Source organism: Embleya scabrispora (genome assembly GCF_002024165.1).
GTDB lineage: Bacteria > Actinomycetota > Actinomycetes > Streptomycetales > Streptomycetaceae > Embleya > Embleya scabrispora_A.
Genome location: NZ_MWQN01000001.1, coordinates 1,960,265 through 1,977,270, shown reverse-complemented (window position 1 = coordinate 1,977,270; position 17,006 = coordinate 1,960,265). Strand labels below are relative to the sequence as shown.

Below are 17,006 nucleotides of genomic sequence, written 5' to 3'. Positions count from 1 at the left end.
ATGTCCAAGCACACCCTCTCGGTCCTCGTCGAGAACAAGCCCGGTGTCCTCGCCCGGATCACCGCACTGTTCTCGCGTCGGGGCTTCAACATCGACTCGCTCGCGGTCGGCACCACCGAACACCCGGACATCTCCCGGATCACCATCGTGGTCAGCGTGGTCGAGGAACTGCCGCTGGAGCAGGTGACCAAGCAGCTGAACAAGCTGGTCAACGTGCTCAAGATCGTCGAGCTGGACCCGCCCGCGTCGGTGCAGCGCCAACTCCTGCTGGTCAAGGTGCGCGCCGACCACGAGACCCGCTCGCAGGTGGTGGAGATCGTCCAGCTCTTCCGCGCCAAGACGGTCGACGTCTCGCCGGAGGCGGTCACCGTCGAGGCCACCGGCGGCCCCGACAAGCTCGCCGCGATGTTGCGCATGCTGGAGCCGTTCGGCATCAAGGAACTCGTCCAGTCCGGCGTCGTGGCCATCGGCCGCGGCGGCCGCTCGATCACCGACCGCTCGCTGCGGTCGGTGGAGCGCTCGGCCTGACACCGGCCCGGCCGGAACCCCGTACCCCCGGTCCGGCACGGTCCACATTGCAGACCGCGGACCGCGCCCCGCTCCGAATTTGGGAAGATGACGAGCGGGGCGTGGCCCCGGAAACACCCGTCTTGAAGGAGAACCCCGAAGTGGCCGAGCTGTTCTACGACGACGACGCCGACCTGTCCATCATTCAGAACCGCAAGGTCGCGGTGCTCGGCTACGGCAGCCAGGGCCACGCCCACGCGTTGTCCCTGCGGGACTCCGGCGTCGACGTGCGGGTCGGTCTGTTGGAGGGCTCGAAGAGCCGGACCAAGGCCGAGGAGGCCGGTCTGCGCGTGGTCACCCCCGCCGAGGCCGCCGCCGAGGCGAGCGTCATCATGATCCTCACCCCGGACCCGGTCCAGGCCAAGGTCTACGCCGAGGCCGTGGAGCCCAACCTCCAGGACGGCGACGCGCTGTTCTTCGGGCACGGCTTCAACATCCGGTTCGGCTTCATCAAGCCGCCGGCCAACATCGACGTGTGCATGGTCGCCCCCAAGGGCCCGGGCCACCTCGTGCGCCGGCAGTACGAAGAGGGTCGCGGCGTGCCGTGCATCGTCGCGGTCGAGCAGGACGCGTCGGGCCAGGCCCTCGCGCTCGCGCTCTCCTACGCGAAGGGCATCGGCGGCACCCGCGCCGGCGTGATCAAGACCACCTTCACCGAGGAGACCGAGACCGACCTGTTCGGCGAGCAGGCGGTGCTCTGCGGCGGCGCCTCGGCGCTGGTCAAGGCGGGCTTCGAGACCCTGGTCGAGGCCGGCTACCAGCCGGAGATCGCCTACTTCGAGTGCATGCACGAGCTGAAGCTGATCGTCGACCTCATGTACGAGGGCGGCCTGGAGAAGATGCGCTGGTCGGTCTCCGAGACCGCCGAGTGGGGCGACTACATCACCGGCCCCCGGATCATCACCGCCGACACCAAGGCGGAGATGAAGAAGGTCCTCGCCGAGATCCAGGACGGCTCGTTCGCGACCGCGTGGATGGCGGAGTACGAGGCGGGTCTGCCCAAGTACAAGGAGTACGTGAAGGCGGACGCCGAGCACAAGCTGGAGACCACCGGCAAGGAGCTCCGCAAGATGATGAGCTGGGTGACCAACGAGGCCTGATCCTCGACGAGTTGCCCGCCACACGGCGGCATGGGTGCCCCGGACCGGATCGGTCCGGGGCACTTTCCGGATCGGGCCCCCGCCGTTCACGCGGGCTTTACCACGCGTCGGTTTCGAACGCCATCCCATGATCGCTTGACTCGGCGATCATGAGCGATCCCTCGAAGATCCGGAGCGTCCTGAACCCCGGTATGCCGCAGACCGTGATCCCACCCGGCAGCGGCGGCACCACCGGTCCGAACGACAAGACCAAGGTCGAGGCGCAACAACTGCGCACCTCCGCCAAGACGTTGCACGTGATGGCCGGCGAGGTGAACACCGTGCGGTCGGTGCCGGACGCGCCGAGCGCCAGGACCGCGTGCGCCGGTTGGCGGTTGGCCGCCCCGTTGACCACCGCGCGGTGGAAGGACCAGATCGCGCGGCTGACCACCGATCTGGGCGAGATCTCCGACGGGCTGTACTCGATCGCCGACAACTACGAGCGCAACGAGCACGCGGTCACCATCTCCCTTGCCGGGAAGGTGGGTTGACCGTGGTCGACTTAGGCGCTGCGCGAATCGGCCCAGGAGTTCTACGACTTCGCGTCCTGGCTGGACCACAACCAGCAGCTGATCCGGGTCGACGCAAGGGCGTTGACGGTGACCGGTCAGTGGGACGGACCCTCCGCCAAGGCCACGCTGGCCCGATACCGGGGCCTGGACGAGGTGTTCGAGGGCGGCAAGACCGAACTCCGGGCGATCTGCGCGATCCTGCGCGACGCGGCGGACGACATCGGCGGGGCGAAGAAACGGTTGACGGACGCGATCGCCGACGCCCGGGCGCACGAGTTGACGGTGCACGACGACGGATCGCTCACGTGGGGACCGCTCGAGGCGCAGGGCCATCAACCGGATCCGCAGGACATCGAGGCGCACACGAACAAGATGACGGGACTGGCGGAGGAGTTCCGGCACAGGTTCCGGAGCGCGCTCGACGACGCGACCGACGCCGACGCGCGTGCCGCCTCGGCACTCGAGGGCGACATCGGCGCCGGCGCCACCTCGTTCAACGCGAACGCGGTCGGCGGCGGCGAACTGCCCGACTCCATCCGTGCCGCGGAGTTGGCCAAGCGGGTCGAGTCGCTGACGCCGGAGGAGATCGAGGAGTTGCGCAACCTCCTGCACGGCAACGAGAAGTCGTCGATCTTCGCCACCAACCTGCTGAACTCCCTGGGCCCGGAAGGGCTGTTGCAGCTCGAGACGGACGTGATCAACAAGGGACGCAACGGGACCGGCGTCAACATCCCCGAATCCACCATCGACAAGCTGCGCGCGATCCAGGACTCGCTGGGCGCCAACCTGGCCACCGCCACGCGGTCCGCCGGGCAGCCGCACGTCACGCGGAACTGGATCGACGGGCTCAAGGCCGCCGGTCGCACGTCGTACGAACTCCGGGACATCCCCAAGCACCACCTCGCCGGATACCAGTTGATCGGCAACTGGCTGCACCAGGGGGACTGGGACACGCGATTCCTCGCCGACGTGGGCAGGGACATGGTCGCCTTCGACCGGGACGGCTACCACCCGCACGAGCCCATCCCGCCGACATCCGACCGTTTCCCGGTGCCGGCGGCGGCGATGGGGCCCGACGGGCACGACCTCGACCAGCTGTCCGGTCTGATGCACGCGCTCGGGCGCGACCCCGCCGCAGCCGAGCAGGTCTTCGACCCGAAGTCGGGCGACAACCTGCACTACCTGATGAAGCGGCGGGACTGGGGCAACGAGACCGGACCCGGCTCGCCCGCCGACCTGTTCGGCCAGGCCTTCGAAGCCGCCGCCACCGGGCATCCGGCCGGCGCGAGCACCGGCGGTGCGCACACCGAGGCGGGCGCGCGGATCTTCGCCGACGCGATGCACACCGTGGGACAGGAGGGCCCGGGCGGGCACTTCGCCGATTACCGGGACAGCGTCACCAACGCGGTGGCCTCGTACATGCCCGACATCCACAACGAGCTGCGCAACGACCGCGCGGGCGGATCCTCGGGCCCGGACCCGCTGTTCCCGGACTCGGGGGAGGCCCGGGCCGCGTTCCTCGGCGGCACCCCCGACCACGACCTGATGCGCACGATGGCGGTCCTCGCCGAGGACCCCAAGGCGTTCCGACAGATGGCCGACGCCGAACACGCCTTCATCGCGGTCGGTCTGGAACGCATCTCGACCGGCAACCCGCCCGCCGGCATCTCCGCCGACCAGCATCTGGCCGACTCGGCCCAGGTGGTCGGGATGCTGGACGAGGTGCGCACCGAGGCGATGCGCAACCAGCAGGTGGTCAGCGACAAGGAGTACAACGATCAGACCACCTGGACCGGCAAGGGCGCCGCCAACGTGGTCGCCGGCGCGGTCAAGATGAGCCCGCTGCCGACCATGGTCGCCGAGCCGCTGTCCCGGGTGGTCATGCTGACCGCCGACCACGCCGCGCAGAACAGCCAGGTGGACACCTCGGCACAGACCGACCGCGAGATCGCCGACCAACACGCGTGGGGGCGCGGCTACATGCAGCAGATCGCCGCCGACTGGGCGCACACGCACGGTCGGGACAACGAACTGCCCGGCTACGACACCACCTCGAACGTCAACTTCACCGTCGGCAAGGACCGGGCCAGGGAGGCGATGGGCCGGCCGTGAGGGCGATCCGCCCGCCCGACCGCGCGCCCGGGCGCAACCCCCGCGTGCCGGCGCGCGTGTGCACCGTACCGGACGTGTCACACGGCCCGGCAGGGTGAGTGACGGGGGATGCACGACCATGACCGAGGAGGAGGCGATCGCCGGTGTGTTCGGCGCGCTCGAACGTGATGTGGGTCGCCTCCTCGCCGCCGCCCCGGGAGCCGGGCGCCCCCCGATCCGCGCGCTGTGCGCCCGGCGCAGGCAGGTGCGCCGGGCGCTGTTCGGCGCCGGTCTGACGGTGGCGCTGGTATACGTCGCCGGGACTCGGTTGGTCGGTACACGGAACCGATCACCGCTTCGCGTGCGTGGGTGGGGGAGAGAAACCCGGGCCGGGGATTCGGCGACCCGAACCGGGATCGGATGCACGCCCGGGGCCGGATAAAGTACCGGGTCACGGCAGGACGAAACACGCCGCGACGGGACGCGGGGGAACACAATGGGACGGGACAAGGGCGATCGCCCCGATTTCGACGTGTTCTACGCGGAGAGCCACGGCGCCCTGGTCGCCCACCTGTACGCGCTGACCGGAGATCTCGGCGAGGCCCAGGAGGCCGCGCAGGAGGCCTACATCCGGGCCTGGAAGGACTGGGACCGGATCAGTTCGTACGAGAACCCGGTCGCCTGGATCCGACTGGTGGGCCAGCGCATCGCGGTCAGCCGCTGGCGGCGCACCCGGACCGCGCTCAAGAGCTGGATCCGACACGGTCCGGACCGCGACCTGCCCGCGCCCGGCCCCGAATCGGTCGCGCTGGTCACCGCGTTGCGGCAGATCCCCGAGGCGCAGCGGCGCGCGGTGGTGATGCACCACATGGGCGGCCTGTCGGTGGCCGAGATCGCCGCGCACGAGGGGGCGCCGGAGGGGACCATCAAGGCCCGCCTCTCGCGCGGCCGGGCCGCACTCGCGGGGTTGCTCGCGGACGGCTCGGAAGCGATCCGGACCGGGCGTTCCTGAACCCGTGTGGGAACCCCGCGTCGAACCCGCGTGCGCGTCGGGTGTCGGTGCGCGCCGGCCGGGCGCCGTGCCGGGGCGCGCGTGGGGGACCGTCGCCCGCGCGATCCGGATGCGTCGAAGCCGGCGGATCCGGGAAACCCGAGGGAATTGGCCTCCGGTTCACATGCCACCGGCGCATTCGAGGCAGCATGCTTGAACGAGGCAGTGCTATCGCCGCACCGGACTTGCCGTTCCGGTCCGACATCGTGGAGCGTGAGACACATGAGGGGCAGAGGGGACTCGGGTCGGGAGACGACCGTGCCGGCTCGCGGTGGCTTCCCGGAACGGACGCTGCGGCAGGACGAGTTGCGCGCGGAGCGGCCGGCCGCGGTCGACGACGACATCTTCGGTGACCTCTACCTCGACTTCGAGGACGCGCCGACCCGGACGCCGGTCGAGCCGTCGGCCGCACCGGAGCCGGTGGCCGAACCGGCCGTCGAGGCGCGGGCGCCACGCGGGTTCGACGACACCTTCGCGGCCGAGCCGGCCGACCCGGCGGCTCCGGCGGACCGGCCGGAATTCGACCACGACGCCGCGCCGGCCGAGCGGCCGGATACCGACCACGCGCCGACCGCGGTCGGCGAGCCCGACGGCGCGCGAGCGGCGTCCCCGCGGGACCGGGCGCCCCGACCGGCCGAGACCTTCGCGGCCGAGGCAGCGGACGCCGAGCCCGCGCCCGACCCGGTGCCGCACACGGTGACCCCGCCCGCGGTGCGCTCCGAGTCCCGGGCCGAGGCGGTGCCCCCGCCGCCCACGATCGCCGCCGCCGGCTCCACCGACACCACGCTCGCCTCCGCGCCCGCCGTGCCGCCCCCGCCCACGGTGCCGCCGATGCCCACGGAGCCGCCGCGCGTCCCGGAGCCGCCGTACACGCCCGAGGCGGCCGGGGTGCCGCAGACGCCCTACACGCCCGACGCGGCGCGCGCACCCGAGACGCCGCACGCCCCGGAGGCGGCCCCGACGCCCGAGGCGCGGACCGAACTGCTGCCGGTCGCCGCGGACGCCGTCGAGGAGCCCGACGAACTCGACGTGCCCACCACCTCGCGCAGCGACAGCCTGCGCCGCGCCGAGGCGACCGAGGAGGAGATCCGGGCCCGCAGCGGCCCGCCGCTCGGCGTGCAGGCGTCCGCCTGGTCGACCTCCTCCCACCCCGGCCGCCGCCGGGCCGCCCGCCGCGAACGACGGGGCCTGGGCCCGGAGCTGACCGCGCGGGACAACGACGACCGCTACGCCGCGACGGGCGAGGTCTTCATCGTCGCCGACGGCCTCGGCGGCCACCCCGCCGGTTGGTACGCGGCCGACGTCGCCGTCCGCACCCTGGTGTCCGAACTCGCCGCCGCCGACCTGTCCGCGGGGTGGAGCGACCGGCTCGGCGCGGCGATCGCGGTGGCCGACCTGGCGGTGCGCCGGCACGGGGTCGCGCAGTACGAGGGCATGCGCACCACCGTGGTGGCCGCCGTCCTGCAACACGGCCGGCTGCACCTGGCCGGCTGCGGCGACAGCGTGTGCTGGCTGGTCCGCGGCGGCCGGGCGTTCCGGCTCACCGAACAGGGCAACGCCGCCGAGTTCGGCCGCCCCTGGCTGCTCACCTCCACCCCCCTCGGCGGCTCCCAGGCGCCCGAGCCCGAACTGCAACGCATCGAACTGCACCCCGGGGACCGTGTGGTCCTCGCCACGGACGGCGTCGGCCACCTGCCCGACGAAACGGTCGCCGACCTGGTGCACGGCGACCCCTTCCACGCCGCAACGACCTTGACCAGGACGGCCGTCGAGAGCGGTGACGACGACGCCACGGCGGTCGTGGTCGAATGCGACGCACTGCCCGTTCCGGAAGGTCATCGCTCCGGCGCCGACCCCAGGGAACAATCGGAGGATGCGTCGGGTACCCCCGGGGCCCTACGGTCGGACGGCGGAACGGCCTGGTGACGGTTCACCGGGCGAAGATGGGCGATGCCCCAGGGCGGGGCACGAGACCGGACGGATGGCGATGCTCGAACTGATCCTCACCGTGGCGACGTCGGACGACGCCGACCAGCAGGAGTCGGACCTGGCCCGGCCGCGCACGGTGAAGGTGCAAAGCGAGCCCGGCAAGAAGATCGCGATCGGCCGGGACCCGTCGCGCTGTGGCCTGGTCACGCCGAAGGACTGGCGCTTCGTATCGCGGGTGCACCTGGAGTTCGTCTACTCCCTGGAACGCGGCTGGAGCGTGGAGTGGCTCCAGGGTTCGCACCCGCGTCCGGTGGCGCTCGTCCAGATCGACCGCGAAGGCGTGTCCGAACCGGTGCCCTACGGCGCGACGCTGCCGCTGGGTTCGCTGCGCCCGGGCCGGGTGGTGGTCACCGACCTCGCCCGGCGGCGGCGGGTCCTGGTGGAGTGGCGGGTGTCCCTGCCGCAACGCCCCGGCGAGGAGCCGACCGAGCCCGACGTCGGTGTGCCCGAGACCCAGGACGTCGCGCCGTTCGTGCTGCAGAACCGCCTCTCCGAGACGGAGATGGAGGTGCTGGCCGCGCTGTCCTGCGACTGGGTGCACGGCCGTCCGGTCAAGCGCGCCAAGTCGACCAAGGAACTGTGCGACCTGCTGCACCTGTCGGCCGCCACGGTCGAGCGGTACAAGACCAAGTTGCGTCGCGAGTTCTACAGCTCGGGCCTGTGCCCGGAGCTGAACTCCCTGCTCGGTCCGAACTACCTCGACACCGTGCGGCACGTGCACGGCGGCTGGGACCTGATAGCGCAGACGGCGGTCACCCACGGAATAACGGGACGCGGTCCCTGTCCGTGTGGTGCCGACGCCCCGCACGCGGGTACCAGGTGAGCGGTGGGACCCGGGAGGGGGCGAGGGGAAAATGCTCGAACTGAACATGTCGTTCACGGCGTTGGAGGACGGTCGCGAGGCGGAACGGGATCCGCTGCCGAACCCCAAGAGCGTGCGCACGCCCGGCGTGGCGGGCGCGCGGGTGTTCGTGGGCCGCGATCCCAGCACGTGCCGACCGCTGCTGACCCCGCACGACTGGCTTTTCGTTTCCCGCAAGCACCTCGTGTTCGAGTACAGCGAGGACCGCGGCTGGACGGTGGAATGGCCGCGCGGGACGCGGGACACACCGGTGGCGATCGTGCGGATCAAGCGCGGCGAGACCTCGCACGACATGCCGTACGGCGCGATCCTGCCGCTGCCGGCGCGGACCAGCGGAAGCATCCTGGTCAGCGATCTGGCCCGGCGGCGCAGCGTGGTGCTCGCGTGGCGGGCGATGCAGCCGATCCGGCCGACGGACGAGGTCGGGCTCGGCGGCGGCGGGGTGGACACGATCGACGCGGCCCCGGACAAGTTGCGCGACAAGCTGCAAGGGGTGCGCCTGGAGGTGCTGGCGGCGATGTCGTGCGACTGGATCCACGGCAGGGCCACCAAGCGTCCGCGCACCACCGACGAGCTGTGCGAGATGTTGTACATGGCCAAGGCCACGGTCGAGCGCTGCAAGACCGAATTGCGCAGGGATTTCTATAGTTCGGATCTTTGCCCCGAACTGAACCATCTGTTGGGGCCCGACTACCTGGACACCACCCCGCACGTCCACGGCGGGTGGGACCTGATCGCGCAGACCGCGGTCGTCTGCGGCATTGTGGGACACGAGCCGTGCCCGTGCGGCCGGCGCGGCGGTTCGAACGACTGACGGCGGGCCGGCCCGAGGGGCGGGCGGCACGGGGGACGGACCGAGGATCTGACGACCAGGAGCGTGGGGGAGGAACCGGTGCTCGATCTCAACATGGCGTCGACGTCGGGGGCGGACGACGCGGCGACGGTTGCCATGCTGATGGCAAGCGCGCCGAGCCGGCCGGGGGCGACGTTGGCGGTCGGTCGCGACGCGACCCGCTGCCACCTCGTGACACCGGCCGACTGGCTGTTCGTGTCCAGGGTGCATCTCGAATTCCAGTGCGGCGACGACGGCATCTGGTGGGTCACCTGGCGGCGCGGCTCGCAGGACGCGCCGGTGGCCGAGGTACAGGTCGACGACGGCGAAGCACGCCTGCTGCCCTATGGCGGCACCGCGCCGCTGCCCCGGCCCGGGTCCGGCGAGGTGGTCATCCTCGACCTCAACGGGCAGCGCCGGGTCACCATCGGCTGGTTCCTGGCGGCCGACTGAGCACCGCCGCGGGCCGCCCGAGGCGGTCCCGCCGATCGACACCTCGACCTGACTGGCCGTCAGAAACAATGTCTCGCATGCCGGCGTCCACACATCGGACATCTGTGAAGTCCTTCACAAGGCGGCGGTAGGATCGGCCACGCGTCAGGCCACCCGTCGTGCGGCTTCGCACGCGACCACCCGTCATCGCAGCAGGCGAAGGAAAACCGTGAGCAAGCCCGTCGTTCTGATCGCCGAGGAACTGTCGCCGGCCACCGTCGACGCCCTCGGACCCGACTTCGAGATCCGCCACTGCGACGGTGCCGACCGCGGTGAGCTGCTGTCCGCGATCGCCGACGTCGACGCCATCCTGATCCGCAGCGCCACCAAGGTGGACGCCGAGGCGATCGCCGCGGCCCGGCAGCTCAAGGTCGTCGCGCGCGCGGGCGTGGGCCTGGACAACGTCGACGTCCCCGCCGCCACCAAGGCCGGCGTGATGGTCGTCAACGCGCCGACCTCGAACATCGTCACCGCCGCCGAACTGGCCTGCGGCCTGATCATCTCGGTCGCGCGCAACATCCCGCAGGGCAGCGCCGCGCTCAAGAACGGCGAGTGGAAGCGCAGCAAGTACACCGGCGTCGAGCTGTCCGAGAAGACCCTCGGCGTGGTCGGCCTGGGCCGGATCGGCGTCCTGGTCGCGCAGCGCATGTCCGCGTTCGGGATGAACATCGTGGCCTACGACCCCTACGTGCAGCCCGCCCGCGCCGCGCAGATGGGCGTGCGACTGCTCACCCTGGACGAGGTCCTGGAGCAGTCCGACTTCATCACCGTGCACCTGCCGAAGACCCCGGAGACGCTGGGTCTGATCGGCGAGGACGCGCTGCGCCGGGTCAAGCCGACGGTGCGGATCGTCAACGCCGCGCGCGGCGGGATCGTCGACGAGGTCGCGCTGGCGTCCGCGCTCAAGGAGGGCCGGGTCGCCGGCGCCGGGCTCGACGTGTTCGCCAAGGAGCCGTGCACGGACAGCCCGCTGTTCGAGTTCGACAACGTGGTGGCCACGCCGCACCTGGGCGCGAGCACCGACGAGGCGCAGGAGAAGGCCGGCGTCGCGGTGGCCAAGTCGGTACGGCTCGCCCTCGCCGGCGAACTGGTGCCGGACGCGGTCAACGTGCAGGGCGGCGTGATCGCCGAGGACGTGCGCCCGGGTCTGCCGCTGGCCGAGAAGCTGGGCCGGATCTTCACCGCCCTGGCCGGCGGCGTCGCGGTCCGCCTCGATGTCGAGGTGCGCGGCGAGATCACCCAGCACGACGTGAAGGTGCTGGAGCTGGCGGCGCTCAAGGGCGTGTTCGCCGACGTGGTGGAGGAATCGGTCTCCTACGTCAACGCCCCGCTGCTCGCCCAGGAGCGCGGCGTGGAGATCCGGCTGACCACCGGCTCGGAAAGCCCCGACCACCGCAACCTGGTCACCGTGCGCGGCACGCTCACCGACGGCGAGGAGATCTCGGTCTCCGGCACCCTGGCGGGCCCGAAGAACATCGAGAAGATCGTCGAGGTGCACGGCTTCGACGTGGACCTGGTGCTCACCGCGCACATGGTCTTCCTGCGCTACGCCGACAAGCCCGGCGTGGTCGGCGTGATCGGCCGCCACCTCGGCGAGGCGGGCGTCAACATCGCCGGCATGCAGGTCGCCCGCGCCGCCAAGGGCGGCGAGGCGCTGGTCGCGCTGACCGTGGACACCACGGTCGAGCCGCAGATCCTGAACGCCATCGCCGAGGAGATCGGCGCCGCGTTCGTGCGCTCGGTGAACCTGGAGGACTGACCGCGCGTCGCGCGGGGCGGCTGCGCCGCCGGCGGCCTCCGGGCGCTCTCCTCGCCGCGCTCGACGGTCACATCGTGGGCGCTGACGCGCCGGGGAACTGCCCAAGTCGTCTCGACGCGGCACAACGTTCGGCCGCTTCACCTCGAAGGCCCGGGAGGTTTCCTCCCGGGCCTTCGGCATTGCGTCCGGGGCCTTGTCCCGTCGGCCGGACCGATGGCCGTGCGGAGCGTGCCGGTCGGCTCCGTGTGGCGTCCGCCGTCTGGGCCGTTCGAGGGGTGTCGGTCTCAGATAGTAGGAACTCCGAGTAAATTGCAGACATCGATGTCGTTCGTCGCCTACCGTGAAGGAAGACGGCTCCTTCCGTTCCCGGAAATCCCCGTACGGCAGGAAATTTCGGCACGCCCACAAGGCTCTCGCACGTGTCCGTCGCACACCGTGTAGTCGCCGCCTTGTGAAGGAAGTGCAGTCATGGACGAAACCACGCGCCGCAACGCCGCCCGAGCCCTCCAGCGCGCCCTCGACCGGCGCGACAACGGAGGCCCGTCCGACGAGGAGCGCTGAGCGTCCCATCATCCGGACGCCGCATGTCGGCCCATGGGACGAAAGGTAGGGTCCCCGCATGTCTCGCAGCATTCGTCTCGCAGTGGTTCCCGGTGACGGCATCGGTCAGGAAGTGGTCGCGGAGGGTCTGAAGGTCCTCGGCGCCGTACTCCCGGCCGACGTCAAGGTGGAGACCACCGAGTACGACCTCGGTGCCCGCCTGTACCACCGCACGGGAGAGACGCTGCCCGACAGCGTGCTCGCCGAGTTGCGCGACCGGGACGCGATCCTGCTCGGCGCCATCGGCGACCCCAGCGTGCCCTCGGGGGTCCTGGAGCGGGGCCTGCTGCTCAAGCTCCGCTTCGCCTTCGACCACCACGTCAACCTGCGCCCGGCCCGCCTGGCGCCGGGCGTGGTCTCACCCCTCGGACCCGACGCGAAGATCGACTTCGTGGTGGTCCGCGAGGGCACCGAGGGCCCGTACACCGGCAACGGCGGCTCGCTGCGCACCGGCACCGAGCACGAGGTGGCCACCGAGGTCAGCGTCAACACCGCGTTCGGCATCGAGCGGGTCGTGCGCGACGCGTTCGCCCGCGCCCAGGCCCGGCCGCGCAAGAAGCTGACCCTGGTGCACAAGAACAACGTGCTGGTGCACGCCGGACACCTGTGGACGCGGATCTTCCAGGCCGTGGCCGCCGACTTCCCCGACGTCACCACCGACTACCTGCACGTGGACGCGGCGACCATCTTCATGGTCACCCAGCCCGAGCGCTTCGACGTGATCGTCACCGACAACCTCTTCGGCGACATCATCACCGACCTCGCCGCCGCCATCGCGGGCGGCATCGGCCTCGCGGCCAGCGGCAACATCAACCCGTCGGGCGAGTTCCCGTCCATGTTCGAGCCGGTGCACGGCTCCGCGCCGGACATCGCCGGCCAGGGCAAGGCCGACCCCACCGCCGCGGTGTTGTCGGTGGCCATGCTGCTCGAACACCTCGGCCGGACCGAGGAGGCCCGCCGGGTCGAGGCCGCGGTGTACGCCGACCTCGCCGAGCGGGCGACCCTCGGCGCGCGCACCACGTCGCAGATCGGCGACGCGCTCGCGGCCCGAGTAGCCGGCTGATTCGCCGGCACCACCACGTCCGTCGACCGGGACCGTCGACGCGTGCCCCCTGCCGGACCGGCGAGTCGGTCGTTCGGCGGGACGGGGGCCGCGCCTGTCGGGATCCCGGTCGACTGCGTTAACGTCTCACCGGGTGGAACGCGGGTGCGGTTCCCGGGACACTTCCAGTACGTCCATGTGCGGGAAGCCGGGTACCCGCAGCCCCAGCCCCGCCATACTCCACGGTGAAGGACGAGAACCAGCCATGACGACTGCCGCCCCACAGGAGCCCGCCCTCCAGGCATCCCTGTCGATCGACCTCAAGCCCACCGCGCACCCGCTGAGCGACACCGAGCGCGCCACACGCCTGGAGAACCCGGGCTTCGGCCGCGTGTTCACCGAGCACATGGTGACGATCAGGTGGAGCGCCGGACGCGGTTGGTACGACGCGCAGCTCACCCCCTACGCGTCCCTGGACATCGACCCCGCGAACATGACGCTGCACTACGCGCAGTCCATCTTCGAAGGGCTCAAGGCCTACCGCCGCCCCGACGGCAGCGTGGCCACCTTCCGGCCCTACGCCAACGCCGAGCGCTTCCAGCACTCCGCGCGCCGCCTGGCCATGCCGGAACTGCCCCAGGACCTGTTCGTGGCCGCGGTGGACGCGCTGATCCGCCAGGACGTCGCCTGGGTGCCCAGCGCGCCCGAGGAGAGCCTGTACATCCGACCGTTCATGTTCGCCACCGAGGTCGGACTCGGCGTGCGGCCCTCGAACGAGTTCCTGTTCGTGGTGATCGCCTCGCCCGCAGGCCCCTACTTCGCGGGCGGCGTCAAGCCGGTCTCGGTCTGGCTCTCCCAGGAGTACGTGCGCGCGGTGCCCGGCGGCACCGGCGCGGCCAAGTGCGCCGGCAACTACGCCGCGTCCCTGGTCGCCCAGGCCCAGGCCCTGGAGCAGGGCTGTGACCAGGTGGTCTGGCTGGACGCGGTGGAGCGTCGCTGGATCGAGGAGATGGGCGGGATGAACCTGTACTTCGTGTACGGGGAGGGCAGGGACGCGCGGATCGTCACCCCGCGCCTGACCGGCTCGCTGCTGCCCGGCATCACCCGCGACTCGCTGCTGCGGCTGGCCGCCGACCGCGGCTACGCCGCCGAGGAGGCGCAGATCTCGGTCGACGACTGGCGCGAGGGCAACACGAACGGCACCCTCACCGAGGTCTTCGCCTGCGGCACCGCCGCGGTGATCACCCCGGTCGGCTCGGTCAAGTCCACCACCGCGAACTGGACGGTCGGCACGGGCGAGGCAGGCCCGATCACGATGGAACTGCGCAAGGCGTTGGTCGACATCCAAACCGGCCGCGCAGAGGACACCCACGGCTGGACCCACAGGATCTAGGCGGCCTCCGGCCGCTCTGGAAAGCCGCGCTGCGCGCGGTGCGGCTACGCCGCGGCGGCCTCCGGCCGCTCTCCTCGCACGCTCGTCGATCACCGGTCGACGATCACCTCGTGGGCGCTGACGCGCCGGGGAGCGGCCGGATCCGCAGCAGCCTCCGGGGGCGGCCCCGTTCGGCTCGGTGGTGGCGGGCGCCGTCTCCGCAGTAGTCCGCAGCTCGTCCACCTGACGCAACGGGTGGAGCGGGTGGGCAAAACAAAAATCCGTACCGACCACATGCTGAGACCGCCCGACCACGCGCCGCCGAGTGTGCCAAAATTCCGAACCATGCAGCAGTGGCTCATTATTAGCCGCAGCGTGCCGGCAACGGGCCGATCCCCCCACAAGGGGTGAGCGAACCGCCCACCGCCCGCACGCAGACCTCTCGCGACCGCGAGGGGTCTTTTTGTTTGCCGCGCCATCCATGCGGCGAGCACCCGCGCGCGGGCCCGCCATTTCTGACCGATGGGAGAACCCATGCACCCCACGACGACCGACCCGAGCGCCTTCCACGTCTTCGACACCACGCTCCGGGACGGTTCACAACGCGAGGGCATCAACCTCACGGTGTCCGACAAGCTCACCGTGGCCCGCCATCTGGACGACTTCGGCGTCGGCTTCATCGAGGGCGGCTGGCCCGGCGCGGTGCCGCGCGATACCGAGTTCTTCCGCCGGGCCAAGGACGAACTGCGGTTGGTCAACGCCGTCCTGGTCGCCTTCGGCTCGACCCGCAAGGCCGGCACCACCGCCGCCGCCGACCCCCAGGTGCAGGCCCTGCTCGACTCCGACGCGCCGGTCGTGTGCCTGGTGGCCAAGTCGCACGACAAGCACGTCTCGCTCGCGCTGCGCACCACGCTCGACGAGAACCTGGAGATGGTGCGGGACACCGTCGCGCACCTGTGCGCGCAGGGCCGTCGGGTGTTCGTCGACTGCGAGCACTTCTTCGACGGCTACCGGGCCAACCCGCGGTACGCGCTGAGCGTGGTCGCCGCCGCGCACGACGCGGGCGCCGAGGTGGTCGTGCTGTGCGACACCAACGGCGGCATGTTGCCCACCGGGGTCCGCGAAATCGTCACCGAGGTGCACGCGGTCACGGGAGCCCGCCTCGGCATCCACGCGCAGGACGACACGGGCTGCGCGGTGGCCAACACCCTCGCGGCCGTCGAGGGCGGCGCCACGCACGTCCAGTGCACCGCCAACGGCTACGGCGAACGGGTCGGCAACGCCAACCTGTTCCAGGTGGTCGGAAACCTCGAGCTCAAGCACGACATGCGCGTGCTGCCCGAGGGCAAGCTGCGCGAGATGACGCGGATCTCACACGCGATCGCCGAGGTGGTCAACCTCGCCCCGTCCACCCACCTGCCCTACGTGGGCGTGTCCGCGTTCGCGCACAAGGCCGGCCTGCACGCGTCCGCGATCAAGGTCGACCCCGACCTGTACCAGCACATCGACCCGGCCCGGGTCGGCAACGACATGCGCATGCTGATCTCGGACATGGCCGGCCGCGCCTCGATCGAACTCAAGGGCCGCGAGCTGGGCTACGACCTCTCCGACGACAAGGACCTGGTCGGCCGGGTGGTCAACCAGGTCAAGGAGCGCGAGGCGGCGGGCTACACCTACGAGGCGGCCGACGCGTCGTTCGAACTGCTGCTGCGGGACGAAAGCCTGGGCCGGGCGCGGTTCTTCACCCTGGAGTCGTGGCGCGCGATCAGCGAGCAGCGTGGCGACGGAATCCCGGTCAACGAGGCGACGGTGAAGCTCCACGCCAAGGGCGAGCGGATCGTGGCGACCGGCGAGGGCAACGGCCCGGTCAACGCGCTCGACCGCGCGCTGCGGCTGGCCCTGGAGCGCATCTACCCACAGCTCGCGACGTTCGAGCTGATGGACTACAAGGTCCGGCTGCTGGAGGGCCGGCACGGCACCGACGCGATCACGCGCGTGCTGGTGGAGACCACCGACGGCAAGCAGGAGTGGAGCACCGTCGGTGTCGCGGAGAACGTGATCGCCGCGTCGTGGCAGGCCCTGGAGGACGCGTACACCTACGGACTGCTCAAGGCGGGCCTGACCCCCGGTGTACGGCACACCGAGGGTCCGGACGGCGCGTAGCGACCGATGTGACGAGCCGTCAGGGGCGGCCGGGGCGGAACGAACGCCACCCGTCGCCCCACGGTTCGTCCCAACCCGCCGGCAGCGGCGACAGGGCCCCCGGCGGCGGGGCCGGCAGCACGGACGGAGCGGGCGGGACGGGCGCTGTGGTGGGCGGCACGGGAGTGGCCGGCGTCGCCGTCCGGGGCTGAGGCGGAGCCGGCGGGGCGGGCGCCCGCACGGGGGAGGAGGCCAGCGGACTGGCCGCGGTCATCGGGTTCGGCGGCAGCAGCGGTTCGCTCTCCTCGAGACGTGCCAACTCGCGTCCGACGGCGAAGCGTTCCAGACGCCCCCGGACCTCTTCCGGCTCCCGGGAGACGGATAGCTCACGATCGAGGCCGAACTCCTCGGCCGCCGCGCCCGGCAGCAGGTTCGCCTGCGGGGGCCTTCGCGGCAGCCCCGATTCGGTCGTTCCGTCGACCATCGGAAGGCGGGCCGCTTGTGCCGCGCGCCTGCTGTTGTCGTCCACCGAACCCCACCTCGGTTCGTTGTTGGG

At 71.3% G+C, this 17,006-nt stretch carries 14 protein-coding genes; 13 read left to right on the top strand and 1 reads right to left on the bottom strand.

All coding sequences use genetic code 11. From position 1 onward, the window contains the following. From ilvN to cimA, 13 genes are all read left to right on the top strand, one after another. On the top strand, nucleotides 1-528 hold the full coding sequence (ilvN, locus tag B4N89_RS08580; RefSeq protein ID WP_020556335.1) for an acetolactate synthase small subunit: 528 nt from the start codon (nucleotides 1-3) through the stop codon (nucleotides 526-528). Nucleotides 529-668: 140 nt separating this feature from the next. After that, a complete protein-coding gene (ilvC, locus tag B4N89_RS08575; protein ID WP_078979205.1) occupies nucleotides 669-1,667 on the top strand; it encodes a ketol-acid reductoisomerase in 999 nt (332 codons plus the stop codon). A gap of 149 nt (nucleotides 1,668-1,816) precedes the next feature. Next, on the top strand, nucleotides 1,817-2,197 hold the full coding sequence (locus tag B4N89_RS08570; RefSeq protein WP_078975300.1) for a hypothetical protein: 381 nt from the start codon (nucleotides 1,817-1,819) through the stop codon (nucleotides 2,195-2,197). 108 nt (nucleotides 2,198-2,305) lie between these two features. After that, nucleotides 2,306-4,330: a DUF6571 family protein gene (locus B4N89_RS08565; RefSeq protein ID WP_078975299.1), complete on the top strand. Its 2,025-nt coding sequence runs from the start codon at nucleotides 2,306-2,308 to the stop codon at nucleotides 4,328-4,330. Nucleotides 4,331-4,805: 475 nt separating this feature from the next. After that, the gene (locus B4N89_RS08555) at nucleotides 4,806-5,321 is read left to right on the top strand and encodes a SigE family RNA polymerase sigma factor (protein ID WP_078975297.1); all 516 of its coding nucleotides are present in this window, start codon (nucleotides 4,806-4,808) and stop codon (nucleotides 5,319-5,321) included. A gap of 261 nt (nucleotides 5,322-5,582) precedes the next feature. Beyond that, nucleotides 5,583-7,286 carry a PP2C family protein-serine/threonine phosphatase gene (locus B4N89_RS52540; protein ID WP_143657900.1) on the top strand — a complete coding sequence of 568 codons (1,704 nt, stop codon included), beginning with the start codon at nucleotides 5,583-5,585 and terminating at the stop codon, nucleotides 7,284-7,286. 55 nt (nucleotides 7,287-7,341) lie between these two features. Continuing rightward, complete coding sequence (locus B4N89_RS08545; RefSeq protein WP_078975295.1) at nucleotides 7,342-8,172, top strand: hypothetical protein; 831 nt, start codon at nucleotides 7,342-7,344, stop codon at nucleotides 8,170-8,172. A gap of 31 nt (nucleotides 8,173-8,203) precedes the next feature. After that, on the top strand, nucleotides 8,204-9,025 hold the full coding sequence (locus B4N89_RS08540) for an FHA domain-containing protein (protein WP_078975294.1): 822 nt from the start codon (nucleotides 8,204-8,206) through the stop codon (nucleotides 9,023-9,025). Nucleotides 9,026-9,103: 78 nt separating this feature from the next. Beyond that, nucleotides 9,104-9,496 carry a hypothetical protein gene (locus tag B4N89_RS08535; RefSeq protein ID WP_078979204.1) on the top strand — a complete coding sequence of 131 codons (393 nt, stop codon included), beginning with the start codon at nucleotides 9,104-9,106 and terminating at the stop codon, nucleotides 9,494-9,496. Between the two features lie 208 nt (nucleotides 9,497-9,704). Then, nucleotides 9,705-11,294, top strand: coding sequence for a phosphoglycerate dehydrogenase (gene serA / locus B4N89_RS08530; RefSeq protein ID WP_078975293.1), 1,590 nt, complete (start codon nucleotides 9,705-9,707; stop codon nucleotides 11,292-11,294). A 619-nt stretch (nucleotides 11,295-11,913) separates the two neighbouring features. Further along, the gene (locus B4N89_RS08525; protein ID WP_078975292.1) at nucleotides 11,914-12,957 is read left to right on the top strand and encodes a 3-isopropylmalate dehydrogenase; all 1,044 of its coding nucleotides are present in this window, start codon (nucleotides 11,914-11,916) and stop codon (nucleotides 12,955-12,957) included. A gap of 244 nt (nucleotides 12,958-13,201) precedes the next feature. After that, a complete protein-coding gene (locus B4N89_RS08520) occupies nucleotides 13,202-14,329 on the top strand; it encodes a branched-chain amino acid aminotransferase (RefSeq protein WP_078975291.1) in 1,128 nt (375 codons plus the stop codon). A gap of 513 nt (nucleotides 14,330-14,842) precedes the next feature. Then, nucleotides 14,843-16,471 carry a citramalate synthase gene (gene cimA / locus B4N89_RS08515; protein WP_101897026.1) on the top strand — a complete coding sequence of 543 codons (1,629 nt, stop codon included), beginning with the start codon at nucleotides 14,843-14,845 and terminating at the stop codon, nucleotides 16,469-16,471. Between the two features lie 19 nt (nucleotides 16,472-16,490). On the opposite strand, the gene B4N89_RS08510 is transcribed toward cimA, so the two are convergent. Next, nucleotides 16,491-16,979, bottom strand: a complete 489-nt coding sequence (locus B4N89_RS08510) for a hypothetical protein (protein WP_078975289.1) — start codon at nucleotides 16,977-16,979, stop codon at nucleotides 16,491-16,493. Nucleotides 16,980-17,006 lie beyond the last annotated feature (27 nt).